8 protein-coding genes are annotated in these 15,239 nt (G+C 64.5%); 6 read left to right on the top strand and 2 right to left on the bottom strand.

Features of this window, described 5'->3' with window-relative positions; translation table 11 throughout:
- Positions 1 to 15 precede the first annotated feature (15 nt).
- Positions 16 to 1,614: an RNA repair transcriptional activator RtcR gene (gene rtcR / locus BLR94_RS14135; RefSeq protein ID WP_084306578.1), complete on the bottom strand. Its 1,599-nt coding sequence runs from the start codon at positions 1,612 to 1,614 to the stop codon at positions 16 to 18.
- 246 nt (positions 1,615 to 1,860) lie between these two features.
- On the opposite strand from rtcR, the gene BLR94_RS14130 reads away from it, so the two are divergent.
- The 5 genes from BLR94_RS14130 to rtcA all read left to right on the top strand — a co-directional run bounded on the left by BLR94_RS14130 (position 1,861) and on the right by rtcA (position 8,593).
- Positions 1,861 to 3,411, top strand: a complete 1,551-nt coding sequence (locus BLR94_RS14130; protein ID WP_084306577.1) for a vWA domain-containing protein — start codon at positions 1,861 to 1,863, stop codon at positions 3,409 to 3,411.
- 682 nt (positions 3,412 to 4,093) lie between these two features.
- Entirely contained in the window at positions 4,094 to 5,320 is a 1,227-nt protein-coding gene (locus BLR94_RS14125) for an RtcB family protein (protein ID WP_084306855.1), read from the top strand.
- A 5-nt stretch (positions 5,321 to 5,325) separates the two neighbouring features.
- A complete protein-coding gene (locus BLR94_RS14120; RefSeq protein ID WP_084306576.1) occupies positions 5,326 to 6,678 on the top strand; it encodes a HEAT repeat domain-containing protein in 1,353 nt (450 codons plus the stop codon).
- Positions 6,679 to 6,700: 22 nt separating this feature from the next.
- Entirely contained in the window at positions 6,701 to 7,489 is a 789-nt protein-coding gene (locus BLR94_RS14115) for a nucleotidyltransferase domain-containing protein (RefSeq protein WP_084306575.1), read from the top strand.
- A 78-nt stretch (positions 7,490 to 7,567) separates the two neighbouring features.
- Positions 7,568 to 8,593 (top strand): RNA 3'-terminal phosphate cyclase, encoded by a 1,026-nt coding sequence (rtcA, locus tag BLR94_RS14110; RefSeq protein ID WP_084306574.1) that lies wholly within the window; start codon positions 7,568 to 7,570, stop codon positions 8,591 to 8,593.
- A gap of 276 nt (positions 8,594 to 8,869) precedes the next feature.
- On the opposite strand, the gene ettA is transcribed toward rtcA, so the two are convergent.
- Positions 8,870 to 10,534 (bottom strand): energy-dependent translational throttle protein EttA, encoded by a 1,665-nt coding sequence (gene ettA / locus BLR94_RS14105; protein WP_084306573.1) that lies wholly within the window; start codon positions 10,532 to 10,534, stop codon positions 8,870 to 8,872.
- Between the two features lie 423 nt (positions 10,535 to 10,957).
- Between ettA and BLR94_RS14100 the strand changes: the two genes are divergently transcribed.
- Positions 10,958 to 15,133 (top strand): bifunctional diguanylate cyclase/phosphodiesterase, encoded by a 4,176-nt coding sequence (locus BLR94_RS14100; protein ID WP_084306572.1) that lies wholly within the window; start codon positions 10,958 to 10,960, stop codon positions 15,131 to 15,133.
- Positions 15,134 to 15,239: the final 106 nt, after the last annotated feature.

The raw sequence follows: 15,239 nt of genomic DNA, 5'->3' as shown, positions 1-15,239 counted from the left end.
AGAGCACCAAAACGATCATCCCGGCTCGCGAATCGCCTGCCAGGTCAGCCCGAAGCGGGCCAGGTATTTGCGCAGCCGGTCGGCATCGTTGGCTTGCGCCTTGGCCTGGCGGCTGACATCGAACAACCGCCGTCCGGCCTCGGACAGGCTGCCGGCCTGACGACAGACGTCGATCACCGCAGCCAGTTGCAACCGGTCGAACAGATCCAGCTCGGCAGCCCCCGGTATCGCCGCCAGGCCTCCGTCCGCGGGCGCCCCCCAGGCACGGCGCAGCCGCTCGATTTCCTCCTGCACCTGGGCTTCATCGATGCGCCCGCTGTCGGCCAGGGTGGCCATGCGGGTGATGGAGGCCGACAGCTCGCGGAAGTTGCCCTGCCAGGCCGCTTCGCCGGAACTGGCGAAGGCCAGGTAGCGATGTCGCGCCTGCAGGTTGAAGCGTACCAGGCGCCCCTGTTCGCGGGCGTGGCGCTGCAGCTCGAAGTCGATGTTCGGCTCGATGTCTTCGCGCCGCCCCGCCAGCCCCGGCAGCTCGAAGGTCCACAGGTTGATGCGCGCGTACAGGTCCTCGCGGAACAACCCTTCGGCCACCCGCGCACGCAGGTCCCGGTGGGTGCCGGCGATCAGCAGGAAATCGCTGCTCAGCTCGCGGTCCGAGCCCATGGGGAAGAAGCGTCTTTCCTCGATGGCCTTGAGCAGCATCGCCTGCTCATCGAGCCCCAGCTCACCGATCTCGTCGAGAAACAGCATGCCGCCATCGGCGGCGCGCAACAGCCCCTCGCGGGCACTCTGCGCGCCGGTGAACGCGCCCTTGAGGTGGCCGAACAACGCGGACATGGCGCCATCGCCACGCAGCGTGGCGCAGTTGACCTCGACGAAGCGGCCTTTTACCAGGTGACGACTGCGCTTGAGTTCGTACACCCGCCGGGCCAAAAACGACTTGCCAGCGCCAGTGGGGCCAATCAACAGCATCGGCGCCGAGGAGCGTACCGCTACCCGCTCGATCTGCTCGACGGAACGGTTGAAGGCGGCATTGCGCGTCGCGATACCCGACTTGAGAAAGGCCAGGCCCTCCAGGCGCTCGTGCTGGAAGCGCGTGGCGATGCGGTCGTAGCGCGACAGGTCGAGGTCGATCAGCGCATGGGTACCGGTGACCTGGGCCGCTTCGTCCCGCCTGCGGGCAGGGGAGGTCTGCACCAGGCGTGCCGGCAGGTAGCGCGCCTCGGTGAGCAGGAACCAGCAGATCTGCGCCACGTGGGTGCCGGTGGTGATGTGCACCAGGTAATCCTCGTGCTCGGTGTCGAAGGCATAGGCGCTGGTGAAATCGTGCAGCGCCCCATAGACCTCTTCGAAATCCCAAGGGTTGCTCAGGTGCATCGGCTGCAGGCGCACTTCGGTTTCCGGGGATATCTGCTCGATATCGGCGCGCACGCGCTCGGCCAGGCTGATGTCACGTGCATCGGCGCCATGAATCAGCTCGAGGCGGTCGATGAGCAGATCCGGCTGCTGACACAGACCGATGCTGGGTCGCCATTTGTTCCAGCGGTTGGCGCCCTTGCCCACCCGATCCAGGGTCGCGCCGATGAAACCGATTGCGACCGTGCGCTTGCGTGCCATGTCAGTTGCCTCTGATTTTCCGGATGGAAGACGATTTGCAAATATTATCTAAAAATATAAAAAACTATCCATTCATCTATAAAAATCAGAGAGAACCCACCAATCACTTCGTCAAAGAATCCTCCAAAAATAAATTTAAATCCTTATAAATCATTTACTTAAAATTAAATAAGTGCGAAAAACGAAAAGCTGGCACAGCGGCTGCAATAACTCTGGCAACACGGAAACACAGAGCGAGACGCCACGATGGCCAACTTCAAGCTGTTCAATACCCAGCAAGCGCAACTGCCAGCCAGCGATACGCTGAACAAGGCACAGGCTCCGGCTTACACCTACAAGCCCAAGCACAAGCTGGCGCAACTGGCGGTGACCGGCTGCCTGAACCAGACCTACTACGCCGCTGCCGAGACCCAATTGGCCGACGTACTGGCGCTGGTCGCTCAACTGGATAGCCGCTACGTGGCCAAGGCCGCCCTGTATGCCCGCAAGAAAGGCCACATGAAGGACATGCCCGCCCTGCTGCTGGCAGCCCTGGCGGCGCAACGTTCGAGCCTGGTACCGGCGCTGTTCGCCGAGGTGGTGGATAACGGCAAGATGCTGCGCACCTTCGTGCAGATCCTGCGTAGCGGTGTGACCGGGCGTAAATCCCTGGGCTCGCAGCCCAAGCGACTGGTGCAGAACTGGCTCAACACGGCCAGCGAGCGCCAACTGTTGCAGGCTGCGATCGGCAACCAGCCCTCCCTGGCAGACGTGGTGAAGATGGTTCACCCCAAGCCGGCAGAAGCATGGCGCGAGGCGTTCTTCGCCTGGCTGATCGGCAAGCCGGCGGATGTCGCTGCGCTGCCACCGCTGACCCGCTCCCTGCTGGCGTTTCGCAGCGGAACCAGTAACGAGTTGCCGCAGGTACCGTTCCAGTTGCTCGGCAACGAGACGCTGAACGCCGCGCAATGGGCCGAACTGGCAGGACGCATGGGCTGGCAGGCACTGCGCATGAACCTGAACACGCTGCTGCGCCACGGCGCATTCGAGATCAGGGGCTGCGCGGAAATCGTCGCCGCCCGGCTGGCCGACGCAGAGGCAGTGGCCAAGGCGCGGGTTTACCCCTACCAGCTGCTGGCGGCCTACCGCATGGCCAGCAACGAAGTACCGCTGGTGGTGCGCGAAGCGCTGCAGGATGCCCTGGAGCTGTCGCTGGCCAACGTGCCGGTGCTGAGCGGCAAGGTGGTGGTCTGCCCGGACGTATCGGGCTCGATGGCGAGCCCGGTAACCGGCTATCGACAGGGTGCGACCACGGCGGTGCGCTGCATCGACGTCGCGGCACTGGTGGCAGCGGCTATCCTGCGCAAGCAACCGCATGCCCAGGTGCTGCCGTTCGAGAACAGGGTGGTGAAGGTAACGCTCAACCCGCGCGACAGCGTGATGAGCAATGCCCAGAAGCTGGCGGCGATCGGTGGCGGCGGAACCCGTTGCTCGGCTCCCCTGCAACAATTGGCGGACGCCAAGGCGCGGGTGGATACAGTGATTCTGGTTTCCGACAACGAATCCTGGATCGACGCCCGGCTTCATGGCGCCACGGAAACCCTGCGGCAGTGGGAGCGGATCAAGCACCTCAACCCGCAAGCGCGGTTGATCTGCATCGACCTGCAGCCCCATGGCACCACCCAGGCGCCGGATCGTGCGGACATCCTGAATGTCGGCGGCTTCAGCGACGCTGTGTTCGATGTGGTGGCACAGTTCTCCACCGGTACCTATGGCGCAGCCCACTGGGTCGACGCCATCGAGCAGATGGAGGTATGAGAACGCGCCCAGCCAATCAGGGCTGGGCGTACAAGATCAACGATTTCGAGCGCATACGAATGCCGATGGGACTACATCCAAGACGTCTCGTCACGCCCTTGTCGACTGCGCGCGAAGGCACGAATGCCAGTGGCTGTACATCGGTTAAGCGGGTTCGATTCCCGCCCGTGGCAACACGGAACAGTCACTCATCTTGTCGTGCCACCTGATTCAACGGTTTTGCGACGAATGCCGGTGGAACTACACCCTTCCACGGTCGAGGTTGCGGGTTCGAGTCCCGTCGGCTCCATCACTGGGGGGCCGTAGTTCAATGGCAGAACACGAAAATACGTTTCACCACTTTTGTCGTCGCATCTTTTCAAGGCCCGCCACGGTGGGTCGGCAGCGAATGCCATGGGTACTACAGTGTGTCGCGGGTTCGAGCCCCGCCCCGGCAACGGGTAGCTCAGTCGGTAGAGCGAATGTGCCCATCACCTCGTCGCTGCAGGAGGCCCGCCTCCACGCTTTTTCGATTGGCCCGGCGAATGCCGGTGTAACTACAGGACGCAAGGGTTGCGGGTTCGACTCCCGCCAGCCGTCAGGCTGTAGCTCAACTGGACAGAGCAAGGCGCATGTTTCACCAACGATTGTCGCCGCACTGCAAACACGCTGGCACGGCCAGCACGAATACGAGTGAATGATGATGCAAACCAAGACCTACAACCTGCTGGAAGTCGCAGGCGGCAAGCCGATCAAACTGTGGACGCAAGGCGTACCGGTCGAGGAAGAGGCCCGCCAGCAGCTGATGAATACCGCGAAGATGCCCTTCATTTTCAGGCACCTGGCCGTGATGCCGGATGTGCACCTGGGTAAGGGCTCGACCATCGGCAGCGTGATTCCCACCATCGGCGCCATCATCCCGGCTGCGGTCGGGGTGGATATCGGTTGCGGAATGATCGCCGCACGTACCTCGCTGACCGCCACCGACCTGCCGGACAACCTGGCCGGGCTGCGCGCCGCCATCGAGAAAGCCGTTCCCCATGGCCGCAGCAACACCCGCGCCGGTCGCGACCGTGGTGCCTGGGAAAACGTACCGGATCTGGCCGATCACGCCTGGTCGGCGCTGAGCGATCGCTTCAAGGTGATCACCGACAAGTACCCGAAGCTGGAGAAGACCAACAACCGCAAACACTTGGGAACGCTGGGAACCGGTAACCACTTCATCGAGGTCTGCCTGGATGAAGCAGGCCGCGTCTGGTTCATGCTGCACAGCGGATCGCGCGGTGTGGGTAACGCCATCGGCAACCTGTTCATCGAACTGGCCCAGGCCGATATGCGCCAGCACATCGCCAACCTGCCGGACCGCGACCTGGCCTACTTCGAGGAAGGCAGCCAGCACTTCGCCGACTACGTGCAGGCGGTAGGCTGGGCCCAGGACTTCGCCAAGCAGAACCGTGCCTTGATGATGCACGCGGTGATCGCAGCGGCCCGGGGCGTCATCGCCAAACCGTTCGAAGTCGCTCTGGAAGCGGTCAACTGCCACCACAACTACGTGCAGAAGGAGCGCCACTTCGGTGAAGAGGTACTGGTAACGCGCAAGGGGGCGGTGTCCGCCAAGAAGGGCGAACTGGGCATCATCCCCGGCTCGATGGGCGCCAAGAGCTTCATCGTGCGCGGCCTGGGTAACGAGGAAGCGTTCTGCTCCTGCAGCCACGGCGCCGGCCGAACCATGAGCCGAACCAAGGCCAAGAAACTGTTCACCGTGGCCGACCAGATCAAGGCCACGGCCCACGTCGAATGCCGCAAGGACGCCGACGTGATCGACGAAATCCCGATGGCCTACAAGGACATCGACCATGTCATGGACGCCCAGCGCGAGCTGGTGGAAGTCATGCACACCCTGCGTCAGGTGGTGTGCGTAAAAGGATAGAGCATATGAAACACCTGAAAGACTGGCTGGAGCGGCTGAAGAGCCGCCCGGCTTCCGGCGACTACTGGGAAGACCGTCGCCACCAGGATGCCCTGGAGGCACTGGCAACCTGCAAGGGGCCAGGCGACTTGCTCACGCTCAGCACGCACGGTAATGGCTTTGTTCGCGAGGTGGCGGTACGCGAGCTGAGCGAGCAGCCTTCCCCCGATGCACTGGCGGCCTTGCTAGAACGCGTCAACGACTGGGTGCCACAAATACGCAAACTGGCAGTCGCTGGCGTACAGACCTACTTGACCCCAGAGCACACGACAGCCCTGCTGCATGCCCTGCCAGCGCTGATGGCGCTTGCCGAACGCCAGCGCGCCGACCACGGCCCCACACTGGCAGCGGCTCGAGCAGTCCTGCAGACGGCAGAGGCGCGCCACGAGGTGGAAGCCGCGTTCGTCGCGAAGCACGGCAAAGGCGCTCGATTTCTCTTCGGGCTGTTGCTGGAAGCAAGCGACGAGCCAACCAGCCTGCTCGCTACCGCACTGGCGCATCGTGAAATGACGGTACGACAGATGGCAGTGTCTGCCTGCCAGGTGCTGCCAGCGGATCTGGCGCGTCCGTTGTTGTTGAGGGCCTTCGCGACACCGGGCGCCAGCGTTCGGGTCAACGCCTTGCGCTACCTGCTGACGGCGCTCGATGCCCCTCGTCCGCTGCTGCGCGAGGCCTTGCTGGATGCCTCGCCCGCCGTGCGCAACCTGGCACGCTGGGCGGCTCCACGCTGGCAGATGGATGTTCACGACGTGCTGCATACCCGCCTCGAGCAACAGGCGCCAGCCAACAAGCGCGAATGGCTGGGGTTGCTTGGCCTGGCTTGCGAGCTGGCGGTCGACCTGGACGAGCGCTGGAAAGACCAGGCCCGGCAAGCGCCCATGAGCAGCGTGCGACTGGCTGCCGTCGAGAGCCTCGGACAGAGCGATCTATCGAGGCAGTTGGCGGCACTCGATGACACCTCCGACAAGGTGTTCGCCAAAGCGGTAGAGCGCTTGAGTTCGCAGGACTGGAACGAGCTGGCCAGCGAACTCGACACCAGGCTGGATACTGGATGGTACGCGTTGTCCCACAGGCGGCGTGCTGCACTACTGGAGCTGCAACCACGCTGGCAGCAACTGGCTTACCTGTTGAGACGCCTGGATAGCGCCCCTGAAGAACGGGCGTATTGGCTGGAGCAACTGAGCACCTGGTGCAACAGACAATACCTGATGGTCGACCCGACGACCTCGACGGTCGAACGAGCAGCGTTGCTGCAGCGTGTCGAACGGCTGGAAGCCGATGGGCTCGTAGTGAAGGGCAGTAGCGAACGATTGCGCTAAGCACGTCATAAAGGAAATGAACATGGCAACGGAGGAACGTCATCCACTCAGCGACGCCATGCGCGAGCGGGTGCTGGAAGAGCTGCAACGCGTCGAACGCGAGCGCAACGTCAAGGTGCTGTATGCCTGCGAGTCGGGCAGCCGCGCCTGGGGGTTCGCCTCCACCGACAGCGACTACGACGTACGCTTCGTCTACGTGGAAAAACCGGACTGGTTCGTCCAGGTCGACGAGGGACGCGACGTGATCGAGCGCCCGCTGGATGACGAGCTGGACGTCAGTGGCTGGGAACTGCGCAAGACCCTCGGCCTGCTGCGCAAGTCCAACCCCACTTTGCTGGAGTGGCTCGACTCGCCACTGGTGTATCGCCAGGAAGACGAAGCCACGGTGCGCCTGCGCGAACTGGCCGAACGCTTCTACAGCCCGCCGGCAGCCCGCAACCACTACCTGTCGATGGCCAGGAAGAACTTCCGTGGCTACCTGCAGGGCGAGTCGGTGCGGTTCAAGAAATACGTCTACGTACTGCGCCCGCTGCTGGCCGTGCGCTGGATCGACCAGGGTCGCGGCCGACCGCCGATGACCTTCGCCGACCTCCTGCAGACGGTGGACGACAGAGCCCTGCTGGAGGAAGTCGACGAACTGCTGGCCCTCAAGCGCCTGGCCGATGAGTCGGCCTATGGCCCTCGTCGCCCCGTCCTGCATGGCTTTATCGAGGCGCAGCTGGAGCGGCCGGTACCGAAACTGCCGCGCACCCAGGCGGACAGCGGCGTGCTCGACGACTACCTGCGCGAAATGGTCAGGCACTACGCCTGAAGCTCTCGCTGGCTGGGGTGCGGAGCGTCCCGAGGGGCGCTCCCACGCGCAGCCTGGAAACGATCAACAAGGATTCACATGAACGAGGACATTGTCGAACTGGATGGCGCCATCGGAGGCGGCCAGGTGCTGCGCACCGCGCTGAGCCTGTCGATGATCACCGGCACGCCATTGCGTATTCACAACATCCGCGCCAAGCGCAGCCGCCCGGGCCTGCTGCGTCAGCACCTGACCGCCGTGCTGGCTGCCGCGCAGATCAGCGCTGCCGAGGTCGAAGGCGCGCAGATGCACGCCACCAGCCTGACCTTTCGCCCGCAGGCAGTGCGCGGTGGCGACTACCGCTTCGCCATCGGCTCGGCGGGCAGCTGCACCCTGGTGCTGCAGACCATTCTGCCAGCCCTGCTGCGTGCCGCCGAACCGAGCCGCGTGCAGATCAGCGGTGGTACCCACAACCCGGCGGCACCGCCTTTCGACTTTCTCGATCAGGCCTGGCTACCGCTGCTGCGGCGTATGGGCGCGCAGGTCGAACTGCAATTGCACCGCCACGGCTTCGTGCCGGCCGGTGGGGGCGAACTGGAGGCCTTCATTCAGCCCTCGCAATTGCTGCCGCTGCACCTGACCGAACGCGGTGCGATAACCGGGCAGCACGCGCAGGTTTTGCTGGCCGGGATCGCCGGGCATGTCGGTGAGCGCGAACTGGAGCGGGTCGGCAAGCGCCTGAAGTGGGCGGCCGAGGATCTGCACTGCACCTGGCTGGATCAGAGTCACGGCCCCGGCAACATCCTCATGCTGACGGTGGCCTGCGAACAGCTGACGGAACAGTTCTGCGCCTTCGGGCAATCCGCTGTGCGAGCGGAAACGGTCGCCGACCGGGCCATCGAAGCGCTGCGTCAATGGCTTGCCAGCGAGGCGGCGGTGGCCGAGCACCTGGCCGACCAGCTCTTGCTGCCCATGGCGCTGGCCGGTACGGGCAGCTTCACCACCACGCACCTGAGCGAGCATCTGCAAAGCAATATCCAGGTGATCGAGGCCTTCTGCCCGGTGACCGTCAGTTGCACGCCGACGGGCAAGACATTGCGGGTCGAGGTCAGCAGCCGAGCGTAGGAGCCGCGCACGATCCTTGTGTATCTGAGAGCGGGTATTGCTGATGGATCGACGGTGATGAGGCGTAAACGGTCATTCGGCGCTTGATTGTGGGAACGGGCCATGCCCGTGATTTCTCGCCCGCACGGCGCGCTCCCACAGCTACCTGAGCCGAACGGCCGCTCCTGCCACTTTTCGGTCATCGCACAGGCATTTCGTCGAAGGATGGTGAACCCCTTCAAGGAAATGCAGCCGCAAAAAAACGGAGCCACTGGCTCCGTTTTTTCATTGCAGCGCTTACTGCGCCAGTTTCTTGTGCCGTACCCGATGCGGCTGGGCGGCAGCGTCGCCGAGGCGCTTCTTGCGGTCGGCCTCGTACTCGGTGTAGTTGCCTTCGAAGAACAGCACGCCGTCGTCCTCGTAGGAGAGGATGTGGGTCGCCACACGGTCCAGGAACCAGCGATCGTGAGAGATCACGATGGCGGCGCCGGGGAAGTCCAGCAGTGCGTCTTCCAGCGAACGCAGGGTTTCCACGTCGAGGTCGTTGGACGGTTCGTCGAGCAGCAGGACGTTGGCGCCCTCCTTGAGGGTCAGGGCCAGGTGCAGGCGGCCACGCTCACCGCCGGACAGGTCCTTGACGAACTTCTGCTGGTCGGCGCCCTTGAAGTTGAAACGGCCGACGTAACCACGGGACGGCACCTCGTAGTTGCCGATCTTGATCTGATCCAGGCCATCGGAAACCGCCTCCCAGACCGACTTGCTGCCGTCCAGGTCGTCGCGGCTCTGGTCCACGCAGGCCAGTTGCACGGTGTCGCCGACCTCGATGCTGCCGGCATCCGGGGTCTCCTTGCCCATCAGCATGCGGAACAGGGTCGACTTACCGGCGCCGTTACCGCCGATCACACCGACGATGGCGCCCTTGGGCACGCTGAACGACAAGTCTTCGACCAGTACACGGTCGCCATAGCCCTTGGTGACGTTCTTGAACTCGATGACCTTGTCACCCAGGCGCGGCCCGGCCGGGATGTAGATTTCGTTGGTCTCGGCGCGTTTCTGGAATTCCTGGGACTGCATTTCCTCGAAGCGCTGCAGACGCGCCTTGGATTTCGACTGGCGGGCCTTGGCGCCTTTGCGCACCCACTCCAGCTCTTCCTTCATGGCCTTTTCGTGGGCCGACTGCTGCTTGGACTCCTGGGCCAGACGGGACGATTTCGCCTCCAGCCAGCCGGAGTAGTTGCCCTCGTACGGGATACCGGCGCCGCGGTCGAGTTCGAGAATCCAGCCGGCGACGTTGTCGAGGAAGTAACGGTCGTGGGTGATCGCCACCACGGTGCCGGGGAAGTCGTGGAGGAAACGCTCCAGCCAAGCCACCGAGTCGGCGTCCAGGTGGTTGGTCGGTTCGTCCAGCAGCAGCATGTCGGGCGCCGACAGCAGCAGGCGGCACAGTGCCACGCGGCGTTTCTCACCGCCGGACAGGTGTTCGATCCTGGCATCCCAGGCCGGCAGACGCAGGGCGTCGGCGGCGACTTCCAGCTGGCGCTCCAGGTTATGGCCATCGCTGGCCTGCAGGATGGCTTCCAGCTTGGCCTGCTCGGCGGCCAGCTTGTCGAAGTCGGCATCCGGCTCGGCGTAGGCGGCGTACACCTCGTCGAGGCGCGCCTGGGCGTCCTTGATGCCGCTCACGGCTTCCTCGACCACCTCGCGCACGGTCTTGTTCGGGTCGAGCTGCGGCTCCTGCGGCAGGTAGCCGACATTGATGTCCGGCATCGGACGGGCTTCGCCGTCGAACTCGGTGTCCACCCCGGCCATGATGCGCAGCAGGGTCGACTTGCCCGCGCCGTTCAGGCCGAGCACGCCGATCTTGGCACCCGGGAAGAAGGACAGGGAAATGTTCTTGAGGATCTCGCGCTTCGGCGGCACGACCTTGCTCAGCCGATGCATGGTGTAGACGTATTGAGCCAAAATTCAGACCTCACTCATAAATGGCAACGATGGCGCACCCTATGCGAAGACGATGCGTCACGCAAACGGAGAAATGTCGCGCCGGCGACCGAAGCCGCCGCCTGCACGCGGGAATGGCAAGCCTAGCGCATGCCGGCCGATCATGGCTGCGGCCGAGCCGCGTGGGCGACGCCCTGGCAGCAGCGCAGGCCGGCAAGGGCGCGACGGCGGCGGGGCGGCGGGAAGCACAGGCACCGGCAAGACACTCGTCGCCCGGACTGGCACTTCGCCACAGTTGTGGCATGCTAGCCGCCCTGGCAAGCGGACGGCCTGTTTACTACCGTTTCAACAGTACTGCCCGCCCTTTCGCCCGCCGCCGCAGGACCTCATCACGTGTCAGCGCACAAGACCACGCGTCCCCATCGCGACTCCTCCAGCGTGCCCATGCGCCGCTCGTTCAAAGGCGCCCTGGTCGTGCTGGTGTTCGGCCTGCTGGCTCTGTTGCTCTGGCAACTGCAGCTCGAATTCCGTCAGCTGAAGCACAACCAGCGCGAGCTCAATCTGGCGGTCAGCGAACAACTGGCCAGGCAACTGGGCATGAGCATGGCGTCGCTGGCGAATGCCGGACAAGCACTGCTCGGTGCCACCCAGGTACCCGAAAACGCCCCTGACCGGCACCGGCGCTACCTGGACAACCTGCTCGCGGTATTCCCGTCCCTGCAAAGCATTGCCCGCCTGGACGCCAACGGCCGTGTACTGCACGACAGCGCGCCACAAAGCGGCGACCAGCGATTGCTGGCTGAGCTGGCCGGCCGCAGCGCCAACCGGCGCTACCAGTATGCGTTCACCCCCGGACACGGCGGGCGTATCTACCTGCTGCTGCACAGCCCCGTGGAGAATGGCTACTGGGCGCTGCGCCTGAACGCCGAGGCGCTTGCAGGCTGGATGCCCGATAGCCGCGAGGGTGACGTCCCCTGGCTGCTGGAGGACGCCTCCAGCGAACGGGTGATCGCCGGCTCGCGCGGGCTGGGCTCGCACCAGCGCAACTACCCGATGGTCACTGCCGCCAACCAGGCACAGACCGTCTCTGTGCAGGGCGTGCCTGGCTCCGACTGGCAACTGCGCACGCTGCTCGACGAGCGCCAGGTGCAGACCGAGGTGCTGCCGGAAATGGCCGGCAAGTTCCTTCTGTTCATTCTCTGCAGCCTGCTCACCCTGTTCGCCCTCTATCGCCTGCTACGTGAGCAGAGCAACCTGCACGCCCTCAACGCGGCGTCGCGGCGCTCCCTGTACCTGGCCGCCAGTGCCCTGGGGGTTATCGAGGAGCGGGTGCTGGTGACCGACAGCAGCGGCCGCCTGACCTACCTCAACCCGCAGGCCGAGGCGCTGTTCGGCCTGGCCAACCGCCATGCCCGCGAATGGCACCTGCTGGAACTGCTGCCGCGCCTCGACCCGTTGTTGCTGCACGCCACGGCGTTCCACAGCGATCTCGGCCCTGACCTGGTGGAAATCACCCAGGACGGCGACAGGCGCCTGTTCACCATCACCCGCAGTGACCTCGGCGACGACGCACGCCACCTGGGCTTCGTCTGGGTGCTGCGCGACGTCACCGAAGAGCAGCACGCCACCCGTGTGCTGCAGGAAACCCGGCGCCGTTACCAGGACATCTTCGACGGGACCGGCACGGCCCTCTGCGTGCTCGACCTCGCCGGCCTCCATCAATTCCTGGTCGACGAGGGGCTGAGCACCGGCGCCCAGTTGCAGCCCTGGCTGCAGAGCAACCCACAGCGCCACAGCGAATTGCTGCGCCATATGCGCATCACCGAAACCAACCAGGTCGCCCTGCGTCTGCTCGGCGTGAGCACGCCCGAACAGGCCTGGCAACAACTGATCAACCGTGGCCAGATCAGCCCCGGCGGCTTCCGCTCCCAGCTCAGCACGGCGCTGCTCGCCGGTGGCGGCCAGCTCGAACTGGAGAGCCACATCGACGGCCCCAATGGCATCATCCGCCACCTGTGGCTGGTCATGCGCCTGCCGGAAAGCCTCCAGGACCTGCACGCCGTGGCCCTGAGCATCAGCGATATCACCAGCCGCAAGCGCATGGAACTGTCGCTGGTCGAGCGAGAGCGTTTCTGGTCGGAAGTGGTGCGGGCGGTGCCCGACACCCTCTACGTCAACGACATCCCGTCGCGCACCCTGCTGTTCAGCAACCACGACATCGGCACCAAGCTGGGTTACGACGCGGCCTTCGTGAAAGACCAGGGCGACGATTTCTGGAAAACCGTCGTCCACCCCGACGACAGCGATCTCCACACCCGCGTGCGCAATCTGCAAACGGTGCTGAGCGACGGCGTGCTGCTCGAATCGCAGTTCCGCGCCCGTCACCAGAACGGTTCCTGGCGCTGGTTCAGCGTCACCGAGCAGGCACTCTCGCGAGATGCCAATGGCTGGGTCGGCCGCCTGATCGGCGTGGCCAAGGACATCACCGAACAGATCGCCCGCAACGAATCGCTGCGTGACAATGAACAGCGCTATCGCATGCTGGCCGAAAGCATCAGCGACGTGATCTGCTCCACCGACAGCCAGTTGACCCTCAACTACATCAGCCCGTCCGTGCAGACGGTGCTCGGCTACACACCGCAGTGGATTCAGGCACATGGCTTCGAAGGTCTGGCCACCAACCCGCAGCAGCTGACGGGCATCTTCGCCCTGGTCGAACGCATCCGCTCCGCCCTCGGCGCGCCCCAGCAGTTGCACGAGCTGCGCCAGACCCTGACGCCGCAACTGTTCGTGTTCGACTGCCTGCACGGCGATGGCCGCAAGATTCCGGTGGAACTGCGCCTGGTGCCGATGTGGGACGACAACGGGCGCTTCGAGGGCCTGCTCGGCGTCGGTCGCGACATCGGCCAGCAGCGTCGTGCCGAAAAAGACCTGCGCATGGCCGCCACGGTATTCGAGCACTCGACGGCGGCGATTCTGGTCACCGACCTGGCGGGCTACATCGTCCAGGTCAACAATGCCTTCAGCCGGGTCAGCGGCTACAGCTCCGAGCAGGTGCTCGACCAGTTGCCGGGCATGCTCACCGCCGACAGCCAGCAGAGCACCCACCTGCACTACGTGCTGTCCCAGCTCTACCAGCGCGGCACCTGGGAAGGCGAGATCTGGCTGAAACGCCGCAACGGCGAGAACTTCCCGGCCTGGGTCGGCATCACCGCGGTGCACGACGAAGAAGGCGACCTGGTCAGCTACGTGTGCTTCTTCAGCGATATCAGCGAGCGCAAGGCCAGCGAACAGCGCATCCACCGCCTGGCGTACTACGACGCCCTGACCCAACTGCCCAACCGCACCCTGTTCCAGGATCGCCTGCACACCGCCCTGCAACATGCCGAGCGGCATCGCGAGTGGGTGGCGCTGATGTTCCTCGACCTCGACCGCTTCAAGCCGATCAACGACTCCCTCGGCCACGCCGCCGGTGACCGCATGCTCAAGGATGTGGCCGTTCGCCTGGCCGCCTGCGTGGGCGAAGACGACACCGTGGCGCGCATGGGCGGGGACGAATTCACCCTGCTGCTGCAGTCCAACGGCAGCCGCGAGGGCGCCCTGCACCGGGCCATCCACGTCGCCGAACAGATTCTCGCCAGCCTGGCCCGCGCCTTCGTGCTGGAAGGCCGCGAGTTCTTCGTCACCGCCAGTATCGGCATCGCCCTGAGCCCCCAGGACGGCAACGAGCTGAGCCAGCTGATGAAGAACGCCGACACCGCGATGTACCACGCCAAGGAACGCGGCAAGAACAACTTCCAGTTCTACCAGGCGGACATGAACGCCAGCGCCCTGGAGCGCCTGGAGCTGGAAAGCGACCTGCGCCACGCGCTGGAACAGGGCGAATTCCTGCTGCACTACCAGCCGCAGTTCTCCGGCAATGGCAAGCGCCTGACCGGCGTCGAGGCGCTGCTGCGCTGGCAGCACCCCAAGCGTGGCCTGGTGGCCCCGGACGCGTTCATCCCGGTGCTCGAAGAACTCGGCTTGGTGGTGCAGGTCGGCGACTGGGTACTGGCAGAAGCCTGCCGCCAGTTGAACATCTGGCACCACAACAAGATCCGTGTCCCCAAGGTTTCGGTGAACCTGTCGGCCCGCCAGTTCAGCGACGGCCAGCTGCACCGGCGCATCGAGCGCATCCTCGGCCATAGCAACATCCCGGCGGCCTGCCTGGAACTGGAACTCACCGAAAGCATCCTCATGCAGGACGTGGGCGCGGCCATGCAGACCCTGAAAGACCTGAAAAGCCTCGGCCTGTGCATCGCCATCGACGACTTCGGCACCGGCTACTCGTCGCTCAACTACCTCAAGCAGTTTCCCATCGACGTGCTGAAGATCGACCGCAGCTTCGTCGACGGCCTGCCCCAGGGCGAGCAGGACGGGCAGATCGCTCGCGCCATCATCGCCATGGCCCACAGCCTGAACATGACGGTGATCGCCGAGGGCGTGGAGACCCAGGACCAGCTCGACTTCCTGCGTAACCACGAATGCGACGAAGTGCAGGGCTACCTGCTTGGCCGGCCGATGCCCGCCCACCAGTTCGAGGCGCAGTTCTGCGGGCGCAGCCTGTTCATGCTCGAATAGCCCGCGCAGCTCGCCTAGCTGTGATCTCTCAGTAGGTTGTTCATCCGGGGCATTCCCGGAATTCTGGAAGTGCGACCAACCAAGCACTCCAGGAGCCCCGGATGAA

This window comes from Phytopseudomonas flavescens (genome assembly GCF_900100535.1).
Taxonomy (GTDB): domain Bacteria; phylum Pseudomonadota; class Gammaproteobacteria; order Pseudomonadales; family Pseudomonadaceae; genus Aquipseudomonas; species Aquipseudomonas flavescens.
This window is presented reverse-complemented; position numbering and strand designations above follow the sequence as displayed.